20 protein-coding genes are annotated in these 15298 nt (G+C 61.4%); 11 read left to right on the top strand and 9 right to left on the bottom strand.

Annotated features, from left to right (window positions below):
* Positions 1–23 precede the first annotated feature (23 nt).
* The gene (locus LKX83_RS30940) at positions 24–449 is read left to right on the top strand and encodes a hypothetical protein (RefSeq protein ID WP_227886978.1); all 426 of its coding nucleotides are present in this window, start codon (positions 24–26) and stop codon (positions 447–449) included.
* A gap of 137 nt (positions 450–586) precedes the next feature.
* On the opposite strand, the gene LKX83_RS30935 is transcribed toward LKX83_RS30940, so the two are convergent.
* Complete coding sequence (locus LKX83_RS30935; RefSeq protein ID WP_227886977.1) at positions 587–1408, bottom strand: NAD kinase; 822 nt, start codon at positions 1406–1408, stop codon at positions 587–589.
* A gap of 81 nt (positions 1409–1489) precedes the next feature.
* On the bottom strand, positions 1490–2617 hold the full coding sequence (locus LKX83_RS30930) for a nucleoside recognition domain-containing protein (protein WP_370639161.1): 1128 nt from the start codon (positions 2615–2617) through the stop codon (positions 1490–1492).
* Positions 2618–3065: 448 nt separating this feature from the next.
* On the opposite strand from LKX83_RS30930, the gene LKX83_RS30925 reads away from it, so the two are divergent.
* Both LKX83_RS30925 and LKX83_RS30920 read left to right on the top strand, forming a co-directional pair.
* The gene (locus LKX83_RS30925; protein ID WP_227886975.1) at positions 3066–3443 is read left to right on the top strand and encodes a globin domain-containing protein; all 378 of its coding nucleotides are present in this window, start codon (positions 3066–3068) and stop codon (positions 3441–3443) included.
* A gap of 39 nt (positions 3444–3482) precedes the next feature.
* Positions 3483–4190, top strand: a complete 708-nt coding sequence (locus LKX83_RS30920; protein WP_227886980.1) for a DUF2225 domain-containing protein — start codon at positions 3483–3485, stop codon at positions 4188–4190.
* A gap of 6 nt (positions 4191–4196) precedes the next feature.
* Here LKX83_RS30920 and LKX83_RS30915 read toward each other — a convergent pair whose 3' ends face one another.
* Positions 4197–4436 carry a hypothetical protein gene (locus LKX83_RS30915; protein ID WP_227886973.1) on the bottom strand — a complete coding sequence of 80 codons (240 nt, stop codon included), beginning with the start codon at positions 4434–4436 and terminating at the stop codon, positions 4197–4199.
* A gap of 123 nt (positions 4437–4559) precedes the next feature.
* On the opposite strand from LKX83_RS30915, the gene LKX83_RS30910 reads away from it, so the two are divergent.
* Positions 4560–6344, top strand: a complete 1785-nt coding sequence (locus LKX83_RS30910) for a M3 family oligoendopeptidase (protein WP_227886970.1) — start codon at positions 4560–4562, stop codon at positions 6342–6344.
* Between the two features lie 199 nt (positions 6345–6543).
* Positions 6544–6951 (top strand): O-methyltransferase, encoded by a 408-nt coding sequence (locus LKX83_RS30905; RefSeq protein WP_227886968.1) that lies wholly within the window; start codon positions 6544–6546, stop codon positions 6949–6951.
* A 136-nt stretch (positions 6952–7087) separates the two neighbouring features.
* Here the strand turns inward: LKX83_RS30905 and LKX83_RS30900 are convergent, their stop codons facing one another.
* Both LKX83_RS30900 and LKX83_RS30895 read right to left on the bottom strand, forming a co-directional pair.
* Positions 7088–7312, bottom strand: coding sequence for an alpha/beta-type small acid-soluble spore protein (locus LKX83_RS30900; protein WP_227886966.1), 225 nt, complete (start codon positions 7310–7312; stop codon positions 7088–7090).
* Between the two features lie 106 nt (positions 7313–7418).
* On the bottom strand, positions 7419–8483 hold the full coding sequence (locus tag LKX83_RS30895) for a permease (RefSeq protein WP_227886963.1): 1065 nt from the start codon (positions 8481–8483) through the stop codon (positions 7419–7421).
* Between the two features lie 589 nt (positions 8484–9072).
* On the opposite strand from LKX83_RS30895, the gene trpS reads away from it, so the two are divergent.
* Positions 9073–10074 (top strand): tryptophan--tRNA ligase, encoded by a 1002-nt coding sequence (trpS, locus tag LKX83_RS30890; RefSeq protein WP_227886960.1) that lies wholly within the window; start codon positions 9073–9075, stop codon positions 10072–10074.
* Between the two features lie 54 nt (positions 10075–10128).
* Here trpS and LKX83_RS30885 read toward each other — a convergent pair whose 3' ends face one another.
* Positions 10129–10302: a hypothetical protein gene (locus LKX83_RS30885; protein WP_227886959.1), complete on the bottom strand. Its 174-nt coding sequence runs from the start codon at positions 10300–10302 to the stop codon at positions 10129–10131.
* Between the two features lie 102 nt (positions 10303–10404).
* On the opposite strand from LKX83_RS30885, the gene LKX83_RS30880 reads away from it, so the two are divergent.
* Positions 10405–10614 (top strand): alpha/beta-type small acid-soluble spore protein, encoded by a 210-nt coding sequence (locus tag LKX83_RS30880; RefSeq protein WP_227886958.1) that lies wholly within the window; start codon positions 10405–10407, stop codon positions 10612–10614.
* Positions 10615–10719: 105 nt separating this feature from the next.
* Here LKX83_RS30880 and LKX83_RS30875 read toward each other — a convergent pair whose 3' ends face one another.
* Positions 10720–11703 carry a metal-dependent hydrolase gene (locus LKX83_RS30875; RefSeq protein ID WP_227886956.1) on the bottom strand — a complete coding sequence of 328 codons (984 nt, stop codon included), beginning with the start codon at positions 11701–11703 and terminating at the stop codon, positions 10720–10722.
* Between the two features lie 89 nt (positions 11704–11792).
* Between LKX83_RS30875 and LKX83_RS30870 the strand changes: the two genes are divergently transcribed.
* Positions 11793–12089 carry a hypothetical protein gene (locus LKX83_RS30870; protein ID WP_227886954.1) on the top strand — a complete coding sequence of 99 codons (297 nt, stop codon included), beginning with the start codon at positions 11793–11795 and terminating at the stop codon, positions 12087–12089.
* Here the strand turns inward: LKX83_RS30870 and gerQ are convergent.
* The gene (gerQ, locus tag LKX83_RS30865) at positions 12086–12574 is read right to left on the bottom strand and encodes a spore coat protein GerQ (protein WP_227886951.1); all 489 of its coding nucleotides are present in this window, start codon (positions 12572–12574) and stop codon (positions 12086–12088) included. The genes LKX83_RS30870 and gerQ overlap by 4 nt on opposite strands.
* Before the next feature lie 30 nt (positions 12575–12604).
* Complete coding sequence (locus LKX83_RS30860; protein ID WP_227886949.1) at positions 12605–13033, bottom strand: cell wall hydrolase; 429 nt, start codon at positions 13031–13033, stop codon at positions 12605–12607.
* Between the two features lie 295 nt (positions 13034–13328).
* On the opposite strand from LKX83_RS30860, the gene cyoE reads away from it, so the two are divergent.
* The 3 genes from cyoE to LKX83_RS30845 all read left to right on the top strand — a co-directional run.
* Entirely contained in the window at positions 13329–14186 is an 858-nt protein-coding gene (gene cyoE, locus LKX83_RS30855; protein ID WP_227886948.1) for a heme o synthase, read from the top strand.
* A gap of 6 nt (positions 14187–14192) precedes the next feature.
* Positions 14193–14864: an SCO family protein gene (locus tag LKX83_RS30850; protein WP_227886945.1), complete on the top strand. Its 672-nt coding sequence runs from the start codon at positions 14193–14195 to the stop codon at positions 14862–14864.
* A 236-nt stretch (positions 14865–15100) separates the two neighbouring features.
* The coding region (locus LKX83_RS30845; RefSeq protein WP_227886944.1) for a hypothetical protein at positions 15101–15298 on the top strand (198 nt) is incomplete at its 3' end.

Genomic DNA, 15298 nt, shown 5'->3' with positions numbered 1-15298 from the left:
CGGCGAGCGCCGCGCGCGAGGAGATGTACGGCCGCGGAGGCGCGTTCGAGGGCGGCGGCCGGCAAGGCCGCGCCTCGGGCGGCGAAGGCGGTCGCGACCGGCGGCCGCATGGGAGCGGCGGTCGCGGCGGCAGCGGCGGTTATTCCAGCGGCCACGAACGCCGCTCGTCCGGCGGCCACAAGCCGCAGCACGACCAGCGGCCGCCCCGCCGGGACGGCGGAGAGCGCGCTCAAGTGCACGGCGCGCACGCAGGCGGATCTGGCGGCGCCGGCGGACCTGGCGGCCCCGAAGGATCTCGCGGCGGCGGCAAGTGGCCGGGCAAGAACCGGCGGCGCGGCCACCACGGCAGCAAGCCGAACCGGCCGCGCCCCGAGGGCGGACCGCAGCGCCCCGAAGGCGGGCAGCCGCGATCGGACAAAGGACAGACGACGGGCGGCGATCGGCCCTGAGGCCAAGCGGCCGGCGGGGCAGGTCGCGGCGCGCTATGTCGACATAGGCAAGGCAAAAGAGGCTGCAGGCCGGGTCGAGGGACCCAGCGCCGCAGCCTCTTTGTCATGCATGCTGCTATAAAGAAATGGGAGTCGCGTTATTTGTGCCGCTTGGGCGTCAGCTCGTCCGAATTGGTGCCGATGAACGCCTCGCGGACGCGATTCCAGAACGGGAACGATCGGTAGCGGGCGAAGTGGACCTTGTCGTCGGCGACCGTGCAGACGATGGATCGAACGCCCTGCAGCTGCATCGTCAAATGATCGATCCAGACGGAGAGCGGCTCGTCCGGCTCCGGCACGATGTCGCAGTGGTGATGCTTGGGCAGGAGGACGGACGATCCGAGCGTCCGGTAGACGCGATTGTTGATCGAAGCGATCTCGGCGATTTGGAGCGCTTCGAGAGACGGATGGACGATCGCTCCCCCGATGCTCTTGTTGTAGCCGGTGCTGCCCGAAGGCGTCGAAACGACGATGCCGTCGCCGCGAAACATTTCGAACGGTTCGTCGTTGATATTCAGTTGAGCGACGAGCGTGCCTTCCATGCTCTTGAGCGTAAACTCGTTCAACGCGAGGAACGACCGCGTCTCGTCGTCGGTGACGATCTGAATGCGAAGCAGCGGGTAGCTGGCTTTGATGGGTTCGGTGGTGGCCATCAGATCGACAAGCTGCGCCAGCTCCTTTTTCTTCCAGTCCGCGTAGAAGCCGAGATGCCCGGTGTGGACCCCGACGAACGCGACGTCCTGCACGCGGTCGATGAACCGGTGAAACGCTTGAAGCAACGTGCCGTCGCCGCCGATCGAGACGACGATGTCCGGGCTGGCGGGGTCTTCCCGCAGTCCCTTGTACTGCGCCAGCGCGTGGAACTGCTCGGCCAACTCGCGGGACAGGGAGTCTCCCCGGTCGAGCAAGGCATACTTCAATGGAATTGCTCCTTCCGTAACGGAACCGTGTTTGATTACGATGATAAACAATAACGGCCCCGAACACAATCCTGGGAGGCGTCAGAGCGATCCGCGAAAAAGCAGCGGCCAGAGCAGGTATACGAGCAAAAAGGCGATGACCGCGTGCAGGGCGCGGGCGCGGACGAACGGGCCGTACCGCCAGGACGTACGGCTCATGAGGCCCGCCACCTGGGCATGCACGGACAGTCCCGCCCAGGATAGGACGAAGGCGGCGGCCGCTACACGGTCGATGAGCGGCGGCAGGACGGCCCCCGCCGCGCCGTTCGCCGCCCCGCGAGCGCCCAGCGTCACCTCGAAGGTGCCCTGAACGAAGGCGCCGGAGAGGCTTCCGGATAAGCCGCAAGCCTGCAGCAGCCAAGCAAAGCCTTCCCGCAGCGCGACGAGCAGTCCGCTGTGCAGGAGGAGCTGCAGCGCCGCCGAGAAGAAAACGACGAGTCCGCCGACGACGATCATGAGCGCGACCGAGGATTGGATCGCCTGCTGCAGCATGACGCCGAACGGGCGTCCATCCGTGAGCCGGGCGCGGTGCATGGCGGCCAACGCCGCCTTCATACGGCCCGCGGGGCCGTAGCGCACCTTCCGCGGGGGCCGCGCGCCGCCCTCCGCCGCCCCGCGTTTGCGGCCTCCGCGCATCAAGAGGCCGATCAGCATCGCGCCGCCATAGTGAGCGGCGGCGAGCACCGGCACGATGTCCATCCGACCGAAGAAACCGATGCTCACCGCGCCGATCAGGAAGATCGGATCGGAGGACGTCGTCATCGCGACGAGGCGCTCGCCCTCCTCCCGGTCGAGCAGCCGCTGTTCCATGAGCCGGGAAGTCAGCTTGGCTCCGACCGGGTACCCCGAGGCGAAGCCCATCGCCACGACGAAGCCGCCGACGCCGGGCACACGGAACAGCGGCCGCATGAGCGGGTCCAGCAGCGTCCCCGCCAGGTGGACGATCCCGAAGCCGAGCAGTACCTCGGACAGGACGAAAAACGGGAAGAGCGCGGGGAAGAGCACCTCCCACCAGACGGAGAGCCCCTGCAGCGATGCCTCGAGCGCGACGCCGGGCATCGCCAGCGCCAGCCCTCCGATCAAAAGCGCACCCGATCCCGCCCCGAGCAGAGCGAGCTGACGCAGCCGCCGAAGGGGGCTCCTCGTCCCCGGGATCGTACGGACCGACATATGACCATCCTCCTATTCCCTACCGTCCCATTCCGGCCTCTTGTCCACTATATGAGCCGAGCCTGATTTTCTTGCTCCGCATTCACGCAGCCTGCCTTCAAAAAAATTGTAATCGCTTTCAAAAAAGTAATGCCGTTGAAACATTGCTGTGATACAATAGAACTACCGGAAGTTGAAATTCGAGACTGGGGTGATGAGCATGGCTGGTATCGTCGCAGGACTCCTCATGTGCGCTTTCGTCTATGTCATTCGCGAGTCCTTGGTCGTTCCCGAAGAAGAGCTCTAGGACAAGCCGTTTGACCCATCCACACTTTCCGAATCGCCCATCCGATGGGCGATTTTTGCTGTTTGTTGGGCTTGAAGTCGCAAGGTTGTGCTATAATGAAGGCGGATCAAGGAAAATAGTCCCGACGGACGTCCCGGAAATCCGCAGAGGGAGATCATACGCATGAACTACAGTACCCTTTACGAAGCGATCGGAGGCGCGCCCGTCGTGCGCGAGATCGTAGAACGATTCTACCCGAAGGTGCAAGCCGACCCGCTAATCGGACCGCTGTTCCCGGCGGACATCGATCCGGTGAAGGACAAGCAGTATTTGTTTTTGACGCAATTTTTCGGAGGACCTTCGCTCTATTCCGACGCGTACGGTCACCCCATGATGCGGGGACGGCATCTGCCTTTCCCGATTACGAGGGAGCGGGCGGAGGCTTGGCTCGGCTGCATGCGCCGCGCGCTTAGCGAGACCTCGTTGTCCGAAGAGCTGCAGGCCGTCGTCCTGGAACGGTTGTCCGGTCCGGCGCATCATTTCGTCAACACCGAAGACTAATCGAGAGCCGCGCCCGCGAGCGGCCGGCCGTTGGAGGTCATCGCTTTGGAGCCGCTGTATCAATCGAAAGTCGTGTGCGCCTGCTGCGAGCAAAGCTATCATACTTCCCGCGTCAGACCGAGCCTGAAGCGGGCGATCCGGTCCGATTCGGACTTTTGCTCGTATTACAAAAGCGTGAACCCGGATTTTTACGTCGTGCGCGTCTGCCCGTCCTGCGGCTTCGCCTCGACGGAAAGCTTTGCCGAACGCCTGACTGACAAGCAGAAGGAGGATTATTACGAACGGATCGGAAAAGTATGGAAGCCTCGCAGCTACGGGGGAGAGCGGACGCAAGACGAGGCGATGGCCTGCTACAAGCTCGCCCTGCTGACGGCCCAGACGGTCGGGGAAAAGGACCGCGTCGTCGCCGGGCTGCTGCATCATATCGCCTGGTTGTACCGGTACGAGGACAACAAGGAGCTGGAGCTGCGCTTTCTTGGCTTCGCTCTCGACGCCTACATACGCGTGTATCAGACCGAGCGGGACATGCTGAACAATGCCCGCCTGTTGTACCTGATCGGGGAGCTGAATCGCAGGGTCGGACATTATCATGAGGCGGTACGCTGGTTTTCGCGGGTCATTCATGATAAAAATATAGTAGATGCTTCCATGATCCGGTCTGCCCGAGAGCAGTGGCAAGCGCTGCGGGAAGAGATGAGCGGCAACGGACTCGAGCTGCCCGAGGAAATGCGGCAAAACGGGGCCTAACTGCCGTCAGTCGGGACGCAGCGCGCGGTCCGCGAGCAGGTAGTCGTCGTCCGCGTCCACGAGCTGCAATCTGGTTCTGCAGCAGGGGAAGACGATGAGCCGCTTCATCAAGCCGCCCCGCAGATCGCGGACTTCCGCCGGCTTCAGCGGCAGACGGACGTGAGCCTCCCCGCAGAAGGGACAGGCCGAAGCATACACTTCGTTCATTTGGATGTCGTAGGGCAGACTGTTGCGAAACGGGATCAAAGCCCATGCACCTCCATTCGCCGAACTCATCTTACGATACAATAGTTGCGCCGCGGGCGCAACGCCGCGCGGAACCATCGGTACGAATGGAGAACGGGCGCACGAAAGGATGAGGATTGCATAATGAGTCAAGGGTATTCGCAAGTTTGGGACTTGGATACGTTTTTTGCCGGCGGCTCCGCATCGCCGGCTTTTGCGTCTTTCGTCGAGGAGACGGAATCGCTCGTCGGCGATCTGCTCGCCTCGCTGAAGGCGCTTGGCGACGAAGCGCCCGGCGAAGGGGCGCTGAACAGCTGGACCGATCAGCTGCAGGACGCGCTCTCGCGGCTGGTGGAGGGGAACTCCTTCGTCGGCTGCCTCGGCGCGCAAAAGATGGACGACCGCGCCGCGGTCGCCCTGACGGAGCGGATGCAGACGTTGTCGGCCCGCTACCGTCAAGCGCTCGATCTGTTTGACGCTGCCATCGCGCGTCTGAATGAAGACGCATGGTCCGCTTGGACGTCGAAGCCCGCGATCGCGCCGATTGCCTTCGTCCTGGAGGAACGCCGCCAGACCGTGAAGGAGAAGCTGCCGCCTGCCCTCGAAGCGCTCGCCGGTGATCTTGCCGTCGACGGCTATCACGGGTGGGGTGAGCACTACCAGACGATCGTCGGCCGCATCGCGATCCCGTGGGACGAAGAGGGCAGTTCGCAGACGCTGTCCGCCGGTCAGGCGTTTAACAAGCTCGAGCACCCCGTTCAGGCGGTGCGCGACGCCATGGCGGCCAAGTGGGAGTCTGCATGGACCGAGCAGGCCGATCTGGCAGCGGATACGCTGAACCGACTCGGCGGCTTCCGCCTGAAGCTGTACGGGGCCCGCGGCTGGAACGACGTGCTGAAGGAGCCGCTGCAAATCAACCGGATGACCCGCGATACGCTGGATGCGATGTGGGGAGCCGTTGCGGAAAGCATCGAGCCGTTGAAGCGTTATCTGAGCCTGAAGGCCAAGCTGCTGGGCAAGGAAGCCCCGGCATGGCACGACGTAGATGCGCCGGTCGGCGCACAGGGCAAGACGATTCCGTTCGACGAGGCGGCGGCGTTGATCACCGAGGCGTTCGAGCAGTTCTCGCCGGCGATGGCGGCATTGGCGGGACGCGCGTTCGAGGGTCGTTGGATCGAAGCCGAAGATCGCGCCGGCAAGCGCCCCGGCGGATTTTGCACGAGCTTTCCGCGCAGCCATCAGACGCGCATCTTCATGACCTATTCGGGCACCCCGGGCAACGTTTCGACGCTCGCCCACGAGCTGGGCCATGCCTATCACGACGCGCTCGTGACCGATTTGCCAATGTTCGGACAGGAGTACGCGATGAACGTGGCGGAGACCGCTTCGACGTTCGCCGAGGCGCTCGTCAGCGACGCGCTGCTCGCCCGCGCCGACAGCGACGAAGTGCGGCTCGCGCTCCTCGACGAGCGACTGCAAAGGGCGGTCGCCTTCTTCTTGAACATCCGCGCCCGGTTCCTGTTCGAGACGCGCTTCTACGACGCCCGCAAATCCGGCATGGTGGACGCGGCGCAGCTGAGCGAGCTGATGCTCGATGCACAGCGGGAAGCATACGGCGGCGCGCTGTCGACCTGGCACCCGCATTTCTGGGCGTCCAAGCTTCACTTCTACATCACCGACGTACCGTTTTATAATTTCCCGTATACGTTCGGCTATCTGTTCAGCACCGGACTTGTTTCCGTTGCCGAAGCCGAAGGCAAAGGCTTCGCCGCCAAGTACGACAGCCTGCTGCGCGATACCGGGCTGATGACCGTCGAGGAGCTGGGGTCCCGCCATCTCGGCATCGCGCTCGACAAGCCGGACTTCTGGCGCGCCGCCGTCGCCCGCGCGACGGCGGACGTCGAGGCGTTCGCCGCCCTCGTCCGCTAAAATCGGCGGCACATGCCGTCGCATGCCCATTCACAGCCGTCCCATCCGGAATTCCGGAGAGACGGCTGTTTGGTTTCGCTTACAAATTTAGACAAAGATATTGAAAGATTCTAATAATTCTCATATAATGAGTCTGAAGTCATAAGAGGGAATACCTAGAAAAATGGACTTTTATATCTAAAGGAGGAGAATGGTGTCGATGGAGATGGATGTGCCGTTGGCCAGACAAGTCGATCTGGCGATGCAGCAGATGGAGGAAGAGTTGAAGGGCCTGTCCGCTGGCACCATCGTACTGCAGGTACGCAACGACACGATCGGCAAGTTCGGCATCCGCCATCTGCCGGTTGATATCGCCGAGAAGAAAGCCACGGCCGACAGCGCCGGCGGCGGTCTGACGGCCGACCAGGTCAAGACGCTGCGCCAAATGGCGGTTGACGCGATGGCGCGCAAGCGAAGCTGGACGCACGGAGAAATTACATACGATTTTGTGCTCCGTCAGGGCAAGCTGTACCTCAGCGTCACCTTTGAATCGAATTACAACATGGCCAACGTCCTGTTTCGGCTGAACGCTAAACGGCGGGATCGGCGCGACATATCGAACGAATAGCGCCGCCAGCGCGCGGGAAAAGGGCTGTCCTGCCGGCAGATCGTCTGCCGGGGGACAGCCCTTGTCGTTTCGCTCGGGGCCGGGAGAGGCGTTGCCCTCCCGGTGTCGCAGCCGCTTATTCCCGCGTTGCGGGAAATTAGCGCGCTTGACCGGCGAGTTGTTGCTCGGCGATTTGGACCAGATGACGGGTGATATTGCCCCCGATCGTACCGGCTTCGCGGGTCAACAAATGGCCATGATATCCGTCTTGCGAGAACTGGATGCCCAGTTGCTGAGCCACTTCGTATTTCAGTTGGTCCAGCGCTTGGTTTGCTTGCGGCACAAGCAATTGGTTGCTGCCGCTGTTGTTGGATGCTGCCATTGAAACTCACCTCCTTTGAAGATTAGTATGGACGGGAAAGCCATCGCTATGCATTCGCGGAAACCGATCCAGGTGGGAATATATGGGCTCCGCTGCGACCAAAGCGTCAGAGCCATCCGCTCTTTTCGATCGCGATCGAGCCCGCCAGCACTAATACCGCCAGCAAAGCCGCGAATTTCCAGACGAAGCTGCGGCGGAACGTCGACAGCATCATGAGCGTCGTCTTCAGATCGAGCATCGGACCGAAGACAAGAAAAGCGAGCAGCGCGCCGGGATGGAAAATCGAGCCGAGCGAAGCGGCGATGAACGCGTCCGAGGTGGAGCAAAGCGAGAGGAAGTAGGCAAAGCCCATTAGGAACACGTGGGACCAAACATTGTGACCGGCTGCCGCCGTCAGCGTCTCGGGCCGAAGGATGGACTGGATGGCGCCGGTCAGCGCGGCCCCGAGCAGCAGGTATTTGCCCATATCCTGCATGTCCTCGGCGGTGTGCGAGAAGATGGCGGCCAAGCGTCCTTTTAGCCCGCGTCCGTGACCGTGGCTATGGGCATGATCGTGATTGTGATGGTCATGATGATGATGATGGCCGTGGTCATGATGATGGTGGGGGCGGCCGTGGTCATGATGCCCGTGATCGAGATGGCCATGTGTCTCGCCATCCGGTTCCCGAAGGGGGCTTCGCCGGAGAAACAAGGCGAGAACAAGGCCGGCCGCCAGCGCAACGGCGAGCGCCAGCAGCATCCGCGCGTAGGCGATGCCGGGATTCGCGCGGAAAGCGACAAGCGTCGAGCCGAAGACGATCGGGTTGACGATCGGTCCGGCGACGATATAGGCCAGTCCGATATAAGCGGGCAGGCCTTTGCGGATGAGCCGCCGAGCCACGGGAATCATCCCGCATTCGCAAAGCGGCAGCGCAAGCCCCAACAAGCTGCCGAACAAGACGCCGCCCAGGCGGTTTTTGGGAGCGAGCATCTGCACGTAGCGGTCCGATACGAACGTTTCGAGCAGCGCCGATACGAATGCGCCGAGCAGCAAAAACGGGAGCGCGTCGAACACGATCTCGAAGAACACCGCGACGAACGACAGCGGCCAATCGGCATTGAGCTTCCACATCATGAACAAGCATCCGGCGCCGGCGGCTCCGGTGGAAATGCGCATCCAAGCAACGGGCATGGGGTCATTCACGTCCTTCCGGGAGATCTGTTACCAGCGTATGCTTGACCCGGGGGCGGACAGAACGTCCCGCCCGTTCTCCGTACCCGTATCGGAAACGCGGCCGCCACAGTCCGGTTGACATCCCCTCTTCGTGGAGTATAATGGGGACATATCGAACGAGGCGATGAAGAGAACGAGTACGCTCGGCAGGGAGCTGTCAGAGAGCCGGTGGACGCTGCGAACCGGCGCTTCTCCGTAGCGGAATGGATCTCGGAGCCGAGCGCGCAACGAAGCGGACTTGCGTCCGTTCTCCCATGCAATCCGGACGTTCCCCGTTATCGGAACGACAAGGCTTTCGGACCGTTCAGGCGCTTTTTCGGCGGCGGTTCCAGAGCGAATTAGGGTGGCACCACGACCTCTTCGTCCCTTGCGGCGAAGAGGTCTTTTTTGCGTCATTCAGAATGGTTAGCCCTATCCATTTCTGTATGATCTCCGATACAAACGTGCCGCCATCTTCCTTGAAGACGGCGGAGCCGGTTTTACTTGGTTTGCAGAAAGTCCGAGCCTCACAATCCGTCCCACAACCCGACAATCGGAGGTCCTATTGATGAACACAACCCGTAAACGCGTGCTCTCCGGCATTCAACCGAGCGGCAAGCTGACGCTCGGCAACTACATTGGAGCAATGAAAAACTACGTCGCCCTCCAGGACGAAGCGGAATGCTTCTACATGATCGTCGATCTGCACGCGATCACCGTCGCCCAGGAGCCGGCGGCGCTTCGCGAGCAGACCGAAGCGGTCGCCGCCCTGTTCGTCGCTGCCGGCGTCGATCCGAAGAAGGCGGCCGTCTTCGTACAGTCGCATGTCCCCGCCCACGCCGAGCTCGGCTGGATGATGACGACGCTCTCCTACATGGGCGAGCTGGAGCGGATGACGCAGTTCAAGGACAAGTCCGAAGGCAAGGACGCCGTCGGCGCGGGCCTGTTCGTGTACCCGTCGCTGATGGCAGCCGACATCCTGCTGTACAATGCGGATCTCGTACCCGTCGGAGACGACCAGAAACAGCATCTCGAGCTGACGCGCGATTTGGCCGGCCGCTTCAACCATCGGTTCGGCGAGACGCTGGTCGTGCCCGAGCCGTTCATTCCGAAGGTCGGGGCCCGGATCATGTCGCTCGACGACGCCTCCAAAAAGATGAGCAAAAGCAATCCGAACGCGGGCAGCTACATCGCGCTGTTGGACACGCCCGACGAAATCCGCAAAAAAATTTCCCGGGCCAAGACGGACCTGGGCCGGGAAATCGTATTCGATCCGAAGGAAAAACCGGAAATCAGCAATTTGATGAGCATCTACGCCAATTGTTCGGGCGAGTCCATCGCCGACGTTCAGGCCCGTTACGAAGGCCAAGGCTACGGCGCGTTTAAGAAGGACCTTGCGGAACGGGTCGTCGAAGTCCTCGAGCCGCTGCAGCGCAAATATACGGACATTCGCGCGTCCGGCGCGATCCACGACATTTTGCGCGATGGCGCCGAACGGGCGAACGAGGTGGCGGAGCGGACGCTTCGCAAAGCGAAGGAAGCGATGGGCTTCCTGCTGCCGCGCCGCTAACAGGAGCAAGGGGATCGCCGCCGGCGATCCCCTTTTTCCATATAGTCGGAAGCTTCAGCTCCCCGACCGCGCCATTCGCGCCTTCAGGGAGAAGCCGAAGCCGATGAAGACGAGCGCGACGAGGCCGAAGCCGGCAGCAAGCCAGCCATTGTAGTCGATGGAGATCGCGCATGCAAGCAGGAGCAGCATCGAGACGACGGCGAACAGCAGTCCCAGAGGTTTGTTCAAATTCGTTCTCTCCTTTAAGCATATTTTCTTTCGCCCATAGCATACTAACAACGCAAGCTTGCAAAACCAAAAAATCAAGCAGGGCGAAAGGAGCAATTAAGCATGGCTAGCAACAACCAACTCGTAGTACCGCAAGCAAGAGCTGCACTGCAAAGCATGAAGACGGAAGCCGCTCAATCCCTGGGCGTGCAAATCCCGGCTGACGGCTACTACGGCAACGTAACTTCCCGCGATGCTGGCTCCCTTGGCGGTTACATCACCAAGAAGCTGGTCCAAATGGCAGAGCAACAAATTTCCGGTGGCAGCCGCTAACCTAAACGGTTACGCGCACCGAAAGCCCGAGGGCAGCCTCGGGCTTTTACTATTGTGCGCCTAAAAAGCCGTTCCCGTCAAGGGAACGGCCGGCGCGGCAAAGCCTCAGTACGTGTTCATCCGCAGCCGCTTTTCGAGCCGCTCGTCGCTCAGCCAGCCTACATAAGATTGAAGCGTTTTGTAGTTCGTATCCATCATGACGACGGCGACGAACGGATACTGACGGCGGTGGCGGTAGCGGATGTCGATCCAGCGCACCTCGTAGCCCCAAGGCTGCGCCTTGACGTGGCCGCAGGGAAAAGGCGTGACGTTCAGAAATGCCTGGACGTCCTTGTTGTTTTTCGAGGCGTCGATCGCCGGATGCTGATCGCAGGAGGTGACGTCGATCCAGCGGAGCTTGCCGTTGTCCCACTCGCCGATGCCGAACTGGCAGTCGGTCGATTCGCGCACCACCTTCCACCGGTGGAGCGACAGCGTCGGCAGCAGCGTATATTTGTCTCCGGGCCGGCGAGACTCGTCCGCCCAGGGGAGCTTCTTGGACAAATTCCGGTGCACGAACGTTCGCCATACGTAGTAAACGGCAAGCAGCGCGTACAGCACGGGGAAGACGACTCTGGGCTCGGCCCACCCGGTAATCCAGACGAGAATGGCGGCCACGTGCGCTCCGAAGATGATCGGATCGAAAATGTGGATGATGTTCCAGGCGATCCAGCGGCTGGTGACGGGCCGGTAGGCTTGCGTGCCGTAAGAGTTGAACAGATCGGTGAGCACGTGCACGACGACGGCGACGAACACCCATAAGCCGATATGCCACCAGGGAACCGTCCGGAAGATCAGCGACAGAACCAGGGTGATCAGCGCGGTCCAGCCGAGGACTGCCGGAAAAGAATGGGACAAGCCGCGGTGATTTTTGATATAATCGGCATTGCTCTTGAATCGAAGCAGTCCGTCGAGATCGGGCGCTTGCGAGCCGACGATCGTGCCAATGAGCGCGGCGACCGGACCGTAGGCATGGGACGCGATGACCGGGTCCGCCAGCGCCAACCCGCCCAAGCCGAGCCCGAAGACGAGGTGCGTACCTGAATCCATGCGAACTTCCCCTTTCATCTGTAAATGCGCAGTGCATCGGGTACAGTATGGGCAGGGGAAGCTTGAAATATGAAGGGAGACGGAAGACGTTGATCTTGTTCTGCGAATATGTCGTGCCGGATTCGGAACGCGAGGCGTACCTCCGCTGGGTCGCGGAGAACCCGGACCGGTGGGAAGGAGCGGAGCTTGCCGAAAACGTAGGCCAGCCCGGCGTGTTCGTCGAGCTTCGGCATCCGGCGGACGAAGCCGAGGCGCGACGCATCGAAAAAGAACGCCGCGAAGGGCGTTCCGGATGGGGAGAGATGGAGCGCTGGGTGAAGGGAGGGGCGCAGGGGCTGCGCATCTGGACGTTCCGCCCGGTATCCCTTCACCCGGCGAACGATTAGCGGAACCGGAGAGCCGGATTCGTGCCCGAGCCGAACGGAAGATTGTAGTTGATCGGCTCGTCGAAGGTAATGTAGTCGAGGTTCAGCGTAAGCAGCAGGTAGCGTCTGCCCGTCGTCGGATCGCTGATGATGATGTGGTCGCGGCCGGCCGCTTCGAGAACACCCTTGAAAATTTTCGCGTTCCACTCGCTGTTGTTTTCGTACGTCATGTAGATCGTCGCTACTTTGCCGAGGTTCATCCGCAGGATGTTTTCTACATAGGACTCTTCCCGAGGGACGACCGGAACGAACGTCGCGCCCGTATTGCTGATCGGCACGCCACTCGGCACCGGGGGCGGCGCCATGGAGCCGCCGGTGTTCGGGATGATGACGGTGCCTTGGCCGGGGGCGGCCGGCGTCGTCTGGAACGGAATCATGCTGCTCGCCGGCAAGGTGGTCGGCATCGGGGCGTTGGCCGGCCAATTCACGGGCTGTTGTTTGTACATCGTTACTCCTCCTTCGGTTGGGCGTTTCGCCTAAAACTGATACACGCGGGGACAGTCCTGCTGGGTCGGCACGAAAAAGCAGTGCGCCTTGAAGCGGCCGGAGTTCGCTTGGTCCCACCAGGTCGCGGGGCAGTCGCCCGTGGGGCGGTAGAACCATAGCGCGTTGGTGGCGGGCCACGTCCGCTCGCCGTTGATCACCCGGCGGGCCAGCGCGATCTCCGATTCGCGCGCCCTTTGATAGAAGTACGGCTTCTGTATCGATTCATAGCCGCCGGGAGACTGATATACCATGTCGTCCATCGAGCGGATATTTTTAAAATCGAGACAGTTGGACAAAATCCGGTTGACGCCTACGTTGCCGACCATCAGCATGCCCTGAGCGCCTTCGCCTTCCGCTTCGGCGCGAAGCAGGCGGGCGAGCAGCCTGACGTCTGAGCTGTTCGTTTTGATTACGGCCATGGCGGACAGCCTTCCTTCCCGTCGGTTCGTGGATCCCACGCCGATCAGCCCGGACGTTCGGCGCCCGTGCTGGGCGTTTGTCGCAATACAGTGTATTGCCCGCGCCCGGATTGTGTGACTGCAGAAGCGCCGTTCTCGTCGGTTAACGTATTGTTCACAGGACGGTGGCGATTTGATGAACACCCCCGGGCGAACATTGTCAAGCTCTGAAGGTTTAGGGTATCATTTAGACCAGACCCATATCAGACAATCGATTCAGCCGGCAACGGCTTTTTAGGTTTGAAGGAGGATCACCGTGTTTAAAGATCTTGTGGCCTTGACGAAGCCGCGCATCATTCGCCTGAACCTTATCGCGGCTTTCGGCGGGTTCTGGGTCGCTTCCCATTGGCATATCGACTGGTGGCTCCTGGCGTGGATGCTCCTCGGAACGACGCTCACGATGGCGGCCGCCTGCGTGTTCAACAATTATTGGGACCGCGATTTCGACACCAAGATGGCGCGCACCCAAGACCGCGCCCTGCCGCAAGGCCGGCTCAAGCCCTCTTTCGTGCTCGGTTATTCGATCGTACTCGGCGTTTTGGGGCTGGGCATCCTGTACGTGCTGGTCAATCCGCTCAGTTTTTGGCTCGGATTGCTCGGCATGTTCGTCTACGGCGTCGTCTATACGATCTGGCTGAAGCGCAGCTCCACCTGGAGTACGTCGGTCGGCGGCATCTCCGGCGCGATGCCTCCCGTTATCGGCTACTGCGCGGTGACGAACGAAGTCGACGCGGGTGCCTGGATTTTGTTCGCGCTCCTGTTCCTGTGGCAGCCGCCGCACTTCTGGTCGCTGACGATCCGCCGGGTCGAGGAATACCGCGCCGCGGGATTCCCCGTACTGCCGGTCGTGAAGGGCATCCTGCGCACGAAATGGCAAATGATTCCTTATATCGCGCTGCTGCTCGTCGCTTCCATTCTGCTGTATACGTACGATTACGTGGGCATTTTTTACCTCGTTCTGTCGGTCGTCATCGTGGGCGCTTGGCTCTTGCACGCCATCTCCGGCCTGCGCGCCAAAGATACCGACAAGTGGGCGAAGATGGACTTCCTGTTCTCCGTCAACTACTTGATGGTAATGTTCCTCGTGATGATCCTCGATACGAACGGAGTGTAATGAACGATGGACCAAGACAATCAGACAACGACGCCTTCGCCGGAAACGGCCGCTGCACCGGCGGCGAAGCCTTTCGCGCGGAGGTACGGATTTCCGATCGCGGTGCTCCTCCTTTGCCTAGCGCTTGGGGGCTACCTGCTCTGGAGCCAGAATTCCGGCAGCAAGCTGCCGGATCTCGGCGCGGCGCCGGACTTTACGTACCAGGATATCGACGGCAACTCCCTCCAAATGAGCACGCTGAACGGCAAAGTCCGCCTGGTCTATTTCTTCTATACGAATTGTCCGGACGTCTGCCCGCCGACGACGTTTATGCTGTCGCAGGTGCAGGAGAAGCTGAAAGCGGATAGTCAATTCGGCAGCGACGTCGACATCGTGTCCGTCACGATCGACCCGGAACGCGATACGCCGGAGGTGCTCCGCAAGTTCGGCGACAAGTTCAACGCGGACTACAACGGATGGAAGTTCCTGCGCGGCGACGAGGCCGAGACGGCCGACCTCGCCAAGAAATACGGACTGCTGGCGGTCAAGGGGGATGACGGGTTCTTTTCCCACGCGAACCTGATCGTCCTCGTCGACAAGAAGGGGCGCATGCGCCAGCAGATCATCCCCGAGTCGTCCGGCATTCCGGAGACGGCGAATGCCGACGACGTATACGCCGCGGTCAAGAGTCTGCTCTGACCGAACGGACGGCATGCAACATCCCCGCAAGGCCTCGGCCTCGCGGGGATGTTTTTTTTGTTGCGGCGGCGCTCGCTCGGGACTTGGCGCAAGATCGGGGCGGCCGGCGATTGCGGGCGAGAGGGGAGCGGGGGCTGAGCGTGGAGCAGATGGAATAGGTGAAAGAGGGAGTCCTGGACTCCTACTTGGGCGTGAAGCGGGTGGTTTGGGCTGGAGGAGGAGGTAGTTCTGAACACTTGCATGTGCGCGCGAAGTTGGCGAATTCGGCGAAAGAGGGAGTCGTGGACTCCTTCATGGGCGTGAAGCAGGCGGATTCAGGGGCAGTGGCCAATGTGCGTATGCAGACTACGCACATTCCACGAAAAGGCCGGCCCAGCTTCAATGTGCGTATGCAGACTACGCACATTCCACGAAAAGGCCGGCCGAGCGCCAAT

The sequence above is a fragment of the Cohnella baijiui genome, from assembly GCF_020731285.1.
Lineage (GTDB): Bacteria > Bacillota > Bacilli > Paenibacillales > Paenibacillaceae > Cohnella.
Note: the sequence above shows the minus strand (reverse complement) of the source record. Positions and strands in the feature narration are given on the sequence as shown.